This is a genomic window from Sphaerochaeta sp. S2, from assembly GCF_016406725.1.
Classification (GTDB): Bacteria; Spirochaetota; Spirochaetia; order Sphaerochaetales; family Sphaerochaetaceae; genus Sphaerochaeta.
In genome coordinates this window covers 1-11,367 of the sequence record NZ_JAEKNT010000414.1, presented here as the reverse complement: position 1 = coordinate 11,367, position 11,367 = coordinate 1, and the positions used below count along the sequence as shown (strand labels likewise).

The following is an 11,367-nucleotide window of genomic DNA, read 5'->3' as shown; positions in this document are numbered from 1 at the left end:
GAAGAGTACAAGAAAGCAATTGCATGGGTGAAAGAAAACTGCATCCAGGCTGAAGATGTGGCCAATCCTCCTGAGTACCAGAGAAGTGAGGAGCAGCTTGCCAAGGATTGGGAGTACTGCACCAAGATGACCATGATCGGTCGTGACCTCATGGTTGGCAACAAGAAGCTCGAGAAGCTCGGATTCAAGGAAGAGGCACTTGGGCATAATGCAATCTGTGCAGGATTCCAGGGCCAGAGACAGTGGACCGACCATTGGCCGAATGGTGACTTCATGGAAACCATGCTTACCACCAGTTTCGATTGGAACGGCATCCGTGAACCGTATATCATGGCAACAGAGAATGACCACCTGAACGGTATCAGCATGCTTTTCTGTAAGTTGCTCACCAATCGTGCTGCAATCTTCAGTGATGTGAGAACCTACTGGAGCCCTGCAGCTATTGAGAGAGTTTCCGGTTGGAAGCCAGAGGGCTTGGCCAAGGAAGGATTCATTCACTTGATCAACAGTGGTGCTACCACGCTTGATGCTGCTGGTCAGATGAAGAACGAGAAAGGCGAAAGCGAGATGAAGCCTTATTGGGAGATTACCGAGGAAGATGTAAAGAAAACCCTCGAGAATACCCGCTTCAGCGTCGCCAACGGTGGTTACTTCCGCGGTGGTGGTTATAGCTCAACCTTCCTCAGTGAAGGTGGAATGCCACTGACCATGGTCAGGATAAATATGGTCAAGGGCGTAGGTCCTGTCCTGCAGCTTGCTGAGGGATGGACCTGTGAAGTACCGGAGAATGTCTTCGACGTTATCAACAAGCGCACCGACCAGACTTGGCCGACCACCTGGTTCGTACCCAGAACCAATGGCAAGGAAGGTCCCTTCAAGGACGTTTACTCGGTCATGGCAAACTGGGGAGCAAACCACGGAGCACTGAGTTATGGGCACTTTGGTGCTGATATCATCTCACTCTGTGCAATGCTGCGCATCCCGGTATGCATGCATAATGTTGAGGAAGATAAGATCTTCCGTCCCAGTGCATGGTCAATGCTTGGCATGGACAAGGAAGGAGCTGACTATCGCGCCTGCTCCACCTTTGGACCACTGTACGGCAAGTACTAAGCAACAGTTCTTGTATCATTCACGGGTTGGCCTGGTGCCAACCCGTTTTTATTCTTTTCAGGTATTGTATCCATTTCACCACACCAGTGTTATACTTTCTCGGAGGTCTGTATGAAAACGATACTCTCTGTATGGAAAGAACAAATACTGTTGCAACAGGAACCACCTGATACTGGTGAGGAGAAGCTCCAAAAACAAGCCCAGATACAGAGGGAGCTCGAGGAAGTCCTCCCCAGGGATGAAGCAACCCTGCTCTCCCTCTATCGCATGGGAGCACGATTCAGCCTGCTTGAAGAACCTCACAAGAGAACAGCCTCCAAGCTATTCATCATTGTACTGGTCAGTCAACTCATCATCTCCCAGATACCGACGCTTCTAGGGTATCCCTTTGGCGACCATACAATGCTATTCTATGGCTTGAACCTACCCTTCCTTATGCTCCTGTTTCTTGCTCTGTATCTGGTAAAGGAGAGAAAATATCTTGCCGGGTATCTCTCTTTTCTTGGCATCCTTGCGCTCTTGATGAATCTACAATTCAGCATGACAGGCACGGAAGAAGCACAGACAAAGATCCTGGCACTCATCCATTTGCCCCTACTTCTGGTGGTCAGTCTTGCCCTCCCCACCCAGAAAGGAACACTGCAGGAGAGAATGAGTAGACATGTACGCCTTACCGGCGAAGTGCTTCTCCTAACTTTCCTGCTTGCTTGTGCCGTGTTTGTGGTGACGATGCTCACATTCGTGCTTTTTGAAACGGTGGGAGTCAATGCAGAGGACCGTCTCGCCCCATTCGTGGTTACCGGAATTCTACCACTGCTCCCTCTCTCTGCCCGGTACCTTCTGCAGTCCAGAAGGAACCAGATAGCCTCTCTCACCCGGCTTCTGGCTACCATTTTCCTCCCGGTAATTACGGTGGTAATGATCTCCTTCCTGACTGCCTTGGCAGTAGGGAGACTCCCCATAACTGAGGACCGAAACCTTTTATTGGTAATCGACGTGTTGCTTGCATTGGTTCTGATGATGATCCTCTATGCAACAGATCTTCTGGAGAGCGAACAAACCACACCCTTTCACCGTATCGTGCTCATCACTGCAGCATTGGCAGCCATAGGCATCGACCTATTCGCCCTCATTGCCATAGGAGGGAGGTTCCTTCAATACGGGCTAAGCCCCAACCGGTTGGCCGTCCTTGCTGAGAACCTACTCCTGCTTGCCAACCTAGGCTCCCTGGCAGTAACACTGCTCAGAAGAAGATCCTTCATGCGGATACAGAGCATATTCATGGTTATCTATGCACTCTGGTTCCTTATTGTTGTCCTGCTCTTTGGTCCTGTTTTCGGATATATCTAATCAGAGGGAGAGAATCGTGTTCCAGACCGCCTCATCAACGGGAATGCCCTTCTCTAGATTCTCCTTTCTTGTTTGCTCCCTGAATTGGCCTGGATAACGAACAGGCTTCTCTGCATCCAAAGGCGTTGAGTTCACCAAGTCATCAAGGGTTGCCTGGATCTCCCTCTGCAGGTTCTCCTGGTCGGGGAACTTGGAGGTATCAAAGACCAGAAAGACCTGGGAGACTTCCCCTTCCTCCTCCAAGGACCCAATTGAGCGGGTAGTCCTTCCACCAGAGAGGGTTGCTGCAATCAGATCAAGGGCAAGGGCCAAGCTGGTTCCCTTCCAGAATCCAATGGGAAGAGAGCGCTTGCTTTGTAGAATCGCTTCCGGATCGGTTGTAAGTTCTCCCCTTTCGTCCCATCCACCTGGGACGGGTAGTTCCTTCTTCTCCCTTACATAGGTTTCCAGCTTGCCATAACTAAAGAGAGACATCGCCATATCAACAAGAAGTGGCCCCTCTCCAGTGGGAATGGCAAGCACCAGAGGATTGTTTCCTATCTTGGTATCAGAGCCGCCCCAGGGGCTCATCAGAGGCATCGTATTGGTCCACAGAAGCGCAATACAACCCTCCTTGGCAGCCATCAATCCATAGGTACCAGGTCTCATCCAATGATTGGTGTGCTTCAAGGCAACGCAACCAATCGTATGCTTTTTTGCCAGTTCAATAGCTCGCTTCATGGAGGCATAGGCATTGAGGTTCCCTACACCACGCTTTCCATCCCATCGCTCAAGAGTCCCGAACGAATCGCTCATCTGGGCATGGGCGTGCACATCGACACGCTTTTCATCAATACCCTTGATCAATGAGGCAAATCGATTTGCCCCATGGGTATACACCCCTTCAAGTGAGGTCTCAGCTATCAGTCGAGCACAGAGTTCAGCATCATGCTTCTCCATATCCCGGCTCTCAAGCACGCGTTCAAATTGTGCACACATCGTCTCAAATGGAATTCGCATCATGGATTTTCTCCTTCCCATACCAACACCTGACCAGGGTCACGCAAATAAATAACGCACCCCCGTACCGGGCGTTGATACATTCTTTTTGTTGCTTGCATATACGTCGCTACCTGGAAACGGTGGACTTCTTCATTTCTCCACCTATCGGTCTTGAAATCTATTACGAGGTAGGTATCATTCTGCCTCACCAGCAAATCAATCGAACCTTCTGCTACGATGGTCCTGCCTTCCCTCTCAACGGCACTAAAGAAGCCTACCTCACACTCGAGAGGATATGGTTTTACCTCTCTCTCATACCACTCACTCTTTATGAACTCGCTACACAAGAGAAGTGCATCCTGTTGGAGCACAGTTAACTCCTGTGCTTTCATAACCCTTGTCAGGGATTCAGGCATAAGCGAGGCGAGTTCCTTCACCTCATTGCCCAGCACCATCTGTTCACAGAGCGCATGGACGAACGTACCAAACCCGGTTACCTGCTCCTCGGTATATCCACCAAGAATCTCATCACTGGGGTATCGTGGCAGTTCCACACCCTCTGCCCCCTGGATAAGGGGATGAAGCTTCGTGGTGGCAAATCGGATAGGTTGCCCTTTGTAGGCTGGTGTGGCTTGATCATACCAGCTCTCAGCAGTTTGCAACCTTTCAAGAACAGCTGAGCTATCCTCTCGCTCCCCACTGTAGAGATAGTGCTCAGGAATGCTTTCTATCGGCCGAACCTTCAAGATACCCTCATCATGTACAGGATTGTCGATATCCAGGGAGAGGCTGCCTACCAACATCTGAAGCAATGTATCCGCTTTCTTGGCAGGATTCAGCCCCCTGTTGTTCTTGGAAAATGCTCCACTTAGTATGAGATGGGTCTCCGCTCTGGTCATGGCAACATACAGTAGCCGTTTCAGCTCAGCAATCTCCATATCCTGTTCTTCATTGCCAGCGAAGAGCGTCCCCGCATGACGGACTGTCTCTTGCTTGGTGGCAGAGACATGGTAGGAGGAAGAGAGATAGTGTGGAAGTGGGATATCGAGGAAGGTACTGAAATAATCCCCTCCACCTTTTCCCTTGGATGCGGTGTTTCCCACGATTACAATGGGAAACTCCAATCCCTTTGATTTATGAATCGACATGATCTGAAGCCCCGATTCCTGTTCCTTTATTACCTCAAGTTGGTCGATTTTTTCATTCTGAACCAGATTTCGTCTCAGGAAATCGACAAATTGGCTGATACTCTTGCCCTGTTCTTCCTGAATCTGTGCCAGGCGGTGGAAAAAGGCAAAATGTTCGACATATACCTGGTATTGCGGGTGGGAAACCAAGGAGAGGTAGTAGCCGCTCTCATACCAAAGCATCAAGGCAAGGGTACTCAATGATTCACTGCCTACCGCCTCGTGCAACCGCTGGTAGAAAGCCCCGCAAGATGCCAACCGCTCAGCGTCGTCTTCTGAGAGTATGGGAAGTAGGGAGAAAAGCGGTTCTTGTACCACATGGGTGATAGCCCAATCGCTCAGGTTACAGAAGGGAGAGCGAAGGACTGTGGCATACGCTTGCTTATCTTCAGGATAGAGGATGAGCTGTAACATGGCATACAGATCGTTCGCTGGAGCTTCCAGCATCAAGGACCGTGCTGCCTGTACCGTATAGGGAATATCGAATCTCCTGAAGGCTTTCTCAAAACTCAGCTGGTTGCTGGTCGTACGAAGTAGGAGTGCAATATCGCTTGCCTTGGGTCTTCTTGGCCCCTCTATTGAGGGTATCAGGAACTCATCACTTTCAAGCATCTGCCTGACCAGTCTAGCGATGGTATACGCCTCTGCTTCAACCGAGGAAGCTTCCTCCTCCTCTTCGTCTCCACCACTTTCCTGATAAGGCTTGATCAGAAGCGTGCAGCTGCTTTGCACCCCAGGGGAAGCATCACGGAACTCCAGCGTTGAAAAGTCTGCCTCGTAGCTCTCCCCCTCATTCTGCATGATGCTGGAGAACATCGTATTGAACAGCTTGATCAGTTCCGGCTCACTACGGTAGTTCCTTCCCAGCGTGATGGTCTCCCCTCCGATGGAAGCCAACTCCCCGCTCAGTTGCTTGAAAACCCGAACATCACTGCCCCTGAAGCGGTAGATTGACTGTTTCTCATCCCCTACAAAGAACAGCTTATCCTTCTGCAAATCCTCAGGCAGGGGGATACCATCCCCATCCCTGTCCAGTCGTTCAGCAAGCAGATAAAGCATTGCTTTCTGCTGAGCATTATTATCCTGGAATTCATCAATCATGATGTAGCGGAATTTCTTCTTGTAGAAAGAGCGCAAGGCCTTGTCCTCAGTGAGCATTGTAACCGCAAGGGTAGAGACATCGGCAAAGGTAAGAATACCGCTCGAGCGTTTTTCTCTCTGGTACCTGCTTACAAACTCCTGCATGAATTCCATCACTGCATGTAGCTGGTCCTGTGCAAGCATAATACTCAACGCCATACAGAGCTTGCTCCTCAGTTCCCGGTATAATGCCAAGGTATCCTTGATGGTCAGGATATCATCTGCTTTCCCGTTTCCAGGAGCCCTACGATGGGCAAAATCGGAACACAACAAGGATCGCAGATCATCCCTGTTCTTACAGGCATCCATCCTGGAGAGCATCAACTGTGCATCGCTCTTGTAGCCTTGCACAGTATTGCCCTTGTCGGTGAAAGAAGCATAGAGAGACAACATCTCGCGGTACTGAACAAGAAGATCTTCATACGTATCTTCTACTGCTGCAAGAATCCTCTCAGCTCCACCTTCCTCAACAGTATTGGGGAGGCAATAGTAGGTACTTGCCAGTGGGACAAATACATTGTCTATCAAGGTATCAGGGGTATAGAGCTCACTGAGCAGCTTCGCCCCAGGGCTCTGTGGATACGCATCCAGCAGTTCAGTAGCTACACGACGGATGGTTCCCAGGTTTTTCTCATCATCGATGACAAAATCCTGAGGCACTCCATAGGCCACAGAATTGCTCCTGACTATCGTAGCACAGAAGCTGTCCAATGTTGCGATGGCTGCTTCACTGAAGGTCTCAAGTTGTTGGGCAATGTCTTCATCCTCAAGACAAGTAAGGAGATGCCTATGAATACGCTGATGCATCTCCCTTGCAGCCTTTCGGGTGAACGTCAGGGTCAGGATTTCATCGCAGCGGGCTTTTCTTTCAAGAACCAGACGAAGGAATCGGTAACTGAGAACCGTGGTCTTGCCTGAACCGGCTCCGGCAGAGACAACACAGTTGTTCAGGACATTCACGGCCTTCCTCTGGTTATCATCCAACCTTGCGTTTGTATGTTTCAGAAAATCTTCAAATCGAATCATAGTGTTGCGTACCTCCTCCGGCACAAGGATCGGTAGGGGCAAGATCCACAATGTTTCTTTGATGGTGTTGCCATCAAATGCCCACCCTGTACGGCATCAAGCAGACTCTCCAGGCGTTGTTGTAGCTGCTCTTCACAAAGAATTGCTGAGGGATCATCCTCCCGAGCCCAGAGCGTGTAGTACTTCTCGTCCTTGACGCTGTAGTAGGAAGCGTTGGCTACTGAGACATCACGGCCATGGGCCAACAAGAACCGGTAGATAGGAAGCTGGAATGATTCAAGATGCCCCGAAACACGTTTTACCTCAGGAACCCCTTTTTTATAGTCAATGACAGCAAGCCTGGTATCCTCTGGGGGGTTAAGGCTGATTACACGGTCGATTCGGCCGTTTATGAGAAGAGGAAATTGTTCTACCTCGTATGACTCCTCGAATGCAATGGATCTTCCATGGGCGAATAGTGCCGATTCCTCATCAAGAATGGCTGCCATCTTCTCCCTGTAGCTTGCAATGATCCAGCTCCTCATTGATGGGGAAGGACCACGCTGTCCATAGTAGGAGCCCAGACACTCGTCAAACAGTGCATACAACCGCTCCTGATATATCTCCCTTTTCTGAGGATCATAATCACGAATTTCAGAAAAAAACCGTTGATAGGTGGAATGGAGGAGCATTCCAATCCTCTGGTGGTCCACTGGCTGTACCTCATACTCCTCTACTTTCAAACCATAAAGATACCTTGCAAGCCATGCATACGGACAGTGGTCAAACTGGTCTATGCCGGTTGGGGAGAACTGGAATCTCCCCTTCTCATCCTTGAGCCTTTCAACAAGATCAGGCTTGATGGGATGGCGTGTATAGTCATCAGCACGTTCAGCAAGTACGGTCTTCTTTGCCGCCAGAAACCACTCCTTCTGGCTTGCACTTGCCTTCACATCAGGAAGTACTGCATGCTTGTAAAGAAACAGTTCAGCAGCCAATGGATCGGTGATGGCCTGCTGATCAGCTTCATACGATGTAAGGCGCCCATGCTGCAAGAAATAGGAAGGAACCATCATCTCCCCTTCATAACGACGCATATGGCAGGAGAGGAACCTCTTTCCATCAGCGAGGGTTGCACAGCGAAAATGGGCTTCTGTGGTATCGACCTCCCTACGTAGCGCCTTCTCAATCTGTTGAGGCAGAAAATCCAAGGGGCGCTCAACGCACCGCGAACCTTCCTGGTCAAGGGCAAGGATGAAAAGATAATCAGCACTCAGAACAGATACCTGAGGCCACCCGTAGACGGCAATACCCTCACTCTTCTGCTGAAATACATATCGCTTGTTCTGTAGGTGAGCAAGTAAAAAGGAAAAGATCCTGGGGTACGAGGTGATTCCGGTCTTCTCCATCGCATCCTCTACCTGAGCCATGGCATCTAGGCAGAACGCATAGACATCCTCCCCTGCGGTGCCGACCCACTGTGTTGGAATGAAGTAGGTATCCTGGAAGTGATTGATTTTCCGTCGAAGGTCCTCAATATCCTCAGCCTGGACAATTGCAATGATGCTCTGCTTCAATCCTTCATACCACCTCTGCAAATCCCTATCTCCCAGCAAGGAACTGTACTGGTCCTCTCCATACAGGGAGCCATGCATGACTGACTGCCTGACTGCACGCTTGATGAAAATCCGATGTTTTTCCCCCTCAGCCCAGGGAATACCAGGGTCGAGCAAGAGTGATTTCAAGCTTTCCAGACTGAATTGTTCGTCATATACCTCTTGGATCAGGCTGAGAAACCGCCCACTGCTGTAAGCGAGTACCGATTTTCCTTCCCTGACCGTCAAGGGGATGCCATAGAGCATTGCTTCCTCACGGAGTACATCCATGAGGGTGTCGGTTGCAGTACTGCCGATTACAATCTGGTGTGTCTCCACCCCTGCATCCAAGAGATCCCTCACCCTTTTTAGCGTTTGCTTGATTTCCACGAGGTGGTTGGGAAATACTTCCAAGGAAACAGAGGGATCCTCTTCAGGAGCTTTCCTTAGTTCCATGAAGGAAGGCCTTCCCAGCTGTTCGTACAAGCTCTCTGCCTCCGGGTTGGTATCTGAGAAAAGAATGCAATATGACTTTCCAGTGTCCCAGTCATCGGGAATACTCGGCTTCTCGTACCTGGGTTCGAACAGTTGATGCTCATCCAGGAACTGCTGGTACTGCCCGTAGAGTACCAATAGGTCCGTCTGCATGGCTGAGTCGAGGTTGCTGAGCACCTCCCCCTGGCAGGCTTCCAGTAGGGATGGCAATAACTTGGCAAGATATCCTTTCACCCGGTTGTTCATCTCCGGATATGTTGGATTGAGAAAATAGCGAAGCAAACTCCCCGACTCAAGTAGCTGATGGATAAAGAGCTGACGGGTAAGACTGTTTGCCGGGACCATGGTTTCATGATGAGGTAGGAAATAACCCCGAAAGGTATCATAGGAGATTGCTCTCTCTGCCAAGATAGCGTGATTCTTCCCATGGAGCGCATAGTCTACCAGGTATGATCGAGCTGCAACCTCAGTTGGAAATACACAGATCAATCCCTGGTCAAAAGCCTCGTGCACATAGGAACGTTTCGTTTGTGATAGACTCATACGTTGCAGTATATCATGTTTGTGTGTACGATGAGCGTACGTCATGGAAAAACCAAGAAGAAACTTGATGCAGAAGGATACAGAGGCGGTAGGTTCGCCCTTCAGCTTGGCACTGGCCATGGTTCTCAGCCTGCTCTTTTGGCTGATACTGGGCCCCTATTTCATTACCGTGCTTGGGCATTTCAACATCCCCTACCTGAAGGCAAATGCACCTTTCCTTGCCATGGCTTTGGGTATCGTGGTCTCATGGAAGCTGTTGCTTACCACGAGTCCACAATCATTGATCACCGACCACAGTACCTTTCGGCTTACCCTCTTGTTCAAGAGTATGGGAGCTTATCTTCTGGTGGCAATGCTTTTTCTACTCCTTGGGCTCATGGTTGAACCAGAGGCATACAGTACCAGTGACGCATCCTTTCTGGAACATCTGATGTTACTTCCCCTGGTCCTGGTCCTTACCCCCATCCAGACCAGCAGTGAGGAAGTGGTATTCAGGGTATTTCCCATTCGGGTTGTTCAAGGGGGAAGGCTGAGAAGAGGGGCAATGAGAAATGTTCTTGCCTGTGTACTTTCTGCAATCCTGTTCACGGCTCCCCATCTCTCAAACAGGGAACTGGGAAGTGCAGAGAACCCTACTCTCGTATTGGTGTTCTACGCACTCTTCGGTGGCTTGGTTACTGCGCTGAGCATTGCCACTGGAGGATTCGAACCGGCTCTGGCAATCCATGCAGCCAATAATCTCTTTGTTGCACTCATCTGCAACTACCAGGGGTCCTCCCTTCCCAGCCTACCGATATTCACCACCACCAAGGCAATCGGAACTCCCATGGATCTCTTGCAACTCATCATTGGGCTGTTAATGGTCTTCCTCGTGGTCAGGAAAGATATCATGGCTCAACACCATATGCAAAAATGACAATGGATGTTTCTGCGTTAAACGGGCCACCGCATTGCGATGGCCCGAATAAATAATACGATTTAACGTGTCTTACAGTACGCGGAAAGCATCCCGTCCAGCATACTTAGCGGTATCACCAAGGTAATCCTCGATGCGCAGAAGCTGGTTGTACTTGGCAAGACGGTCAGAGCGGCTCATGCTACCGGTCTTGATCTGTCCAGTCTCAAGAGCAACTACGAGGTCAGCAATGAAGTTGTCCTCGGTCTCTCCGGAGCGGTGGGAAACGATTGAGGTATAGCCGTTGCGCTTTGCAAGGTCAATAGCCTCGAAGGTCTCTGTGAGGGTACCGATCTGGTTCACCTTGATCAGGATGGAGTTACCAACACCCTTCTCAAGACCCATCTTCAGTCTCTCAACATTGGTTACGAACAAGTCATCACCAACAAGCTGAACACGATCGCCGATACGATCGGTGAGCAACTTCCAACCTTCCCAGTCGTCCTCGGCCATGCCGTCTTCGATTGAGATGATCGGGTAGCGGTTTGCCCAGTCTTCCCAGAGGTCAACCATCTGTGCACTGGTGAGCTTGTCACCGGTGGACCATCTGAGGGTATAGGTCTTGGTCTTCTCGTCGTACAGCTCACTGCTGGCCGGGTCGAGAGCAATCATGAAGTCCCCATCACGACCGGTGGTATAACCAGCAGCCTTGATAGCTTCCATGATAACCTCAAGAGCCTCTTCATTGGACTGCAAGTCGGGAGCGAAACCGCCCTCATCACCAACAGAGGTGTTGTACTTGCGTCCCTTCAGGACTGATTTCAGGTTGTGGAAAACCTCTGCGGTCATGCGAAGTCCCTCGCGGAGGGAAGCAGCACCGATCGGCATTACCATGAACTCCTGGAAGTCAACCTTGTTATCGCTGTGTGCACCACCGTTGAGGATGTTTGCCATCGGAACGGGAAGTGTGCAAGCGTGGTAAGCACCAAGATACTTGTACAGCGGCAGACCAAGGTAGTCAGCAGCAGCACGGGCAACAGCCATGGAAACACCAAGGATTGCG

At 50.3% G+C, this 11,367-nt stretch carries 6 protein-coding genes and 1 pseudogene; 3 read left to right on the top strand and 4 right to left on the bottom strand.

What is annotated here, in order from left to right; translation table 11 throughout:
* Together fucI and JF818_RS12045 are read left to right on the top strand one after the other, a co-directional pair.
* Positions 1-1,113 (top strand): annotated as a pseudogene (gene fucI / locus JF818_RS12050) (L-fucose isomerase); the annotation flags it as partial.
* A gap of 111 nt (positions 1,114-1,224) precedes the next feature.
* Positions 1,225-2,463, top strand: coding sequence for a hypothetical protein (locus JF818_RS12045; RefSeq protein ID WP_198892248.1), 1,239 nt, complete (start codon positions 1,225-1,227; stop codon positions 2,461-2,463).
* On the opposite strand, the gene yiaK is transcribed toward JF818_RS12045, so the two are convergent.
* Genes yiaK through JF818_RS12030 form a run of 3 tightly spaced genes read right to left on the bottom strand, consistent with a single transcriptional unit; the run spans position 2,464 to position 9,409 of the window.
* Positions 2,464-3,465 carry a 3-dehydro-L-gulonate 2-dehydrogenase gene (gene yiaK, locus JF818_RS12040; RefSeq protein ID WP_198892247.1) on the bottom strand — a complete coding sequence of 334 codons (1,002 nt, stop codon included), beginning with the start codon at positions 3,463-3,465 and terminating at the stop codon, positions 2,464-2,466. It lies immediately after the preceding gene.
* A complete protein-coding gene (locus JF818_RS12035) occupies positions 3,462-6,797 on the bottom strand; it encodes an exodeoxyribonuclease V subunit beta (RefSeq protein ID WP_198892246.1) in 3,336 nt (1,111 codons plus the stop codon). The genes yiaK and JF818_RS12035 overlap by 4 nt, the downstream gene beginning before the upstream one ends.
* Positions 6,794-9,409, bottom strand: a complete 2,616-nt coding sequence (locus JF818_RS12030; protein ID WP_198892245.1) for a PD-(D/E)XK nuclease family protein — start codon at positions 9,407-9,409, stop codon at positions 6,794-6,796. The genes JF818_RS12035 and JF818_RS12030 overlap by 4 nt, the downstream gene beginning before the upstream one ends.
* A 43-nt stretch (positions 9,410-9,452) precedes the next feature.
* On the opposite strand from JF818_RS12030, the gene JF818_RS12025 reads away from it, so the two are divergent.
* Positions 9,453-10,325 (top strand): CPBP family intramembrane glutamic endopeptidase, encoded by an 873-nt coding sequence (locus JF818_RS12025; RefSeq protein WP_198892244.1) that lies wholly within the window; start codon positions 9,453-9,455, stop codon positions 10,323-10,325.
* 72 nt (positions 10,326-10,397) lie between these two features.
* Here JF818_RS12025 and eno read toward each other — a convergent pair.
* On the bottom strand, positions 10,398-11,367 hold a 970-nt coding region (gene eno, locus JF818_RS12020), incomplete at its 5' end, for a phosphopyruvate hydratase (RefSeq protein WP_198892243.1).

Coding starts and splice junctions, on each gene's coding strand:
- JF818_RS12045 (WP_198892248.1), top strand. CDS start 1,225: ATGAAAACGATACTCTCTGTATGGAAAGAACAAATACTGTTGCAACAG.
- yiaK (WP_198892247.1), bottom strand. CDS start 3,465: ATGATGCGAATTCCATTTGAGACGATGTGTGCACAATTTGAACGCGTG.
- JF818_RS12035 (WP_198892246.1), bottom strand. CDS start 6,797: ATGATTCGATTTGAAGATTTTCTGAAACATACAAACGCAAGGTTGGAT.
- JF818_RS12030 (WP_198892245.1), bottom strand. CDS start 9,409: ATGAGTCTATCACAAACGAAACGTTCCTATGTGCACGAGGCTTTTGAC.
- JF818_RS12025 (WP_198892244.1), top strand. CDS start 9,453: ATGGAAAAACCAAGAAGAAACTTGATGCAGAAGGATACAGAGGCGGTA.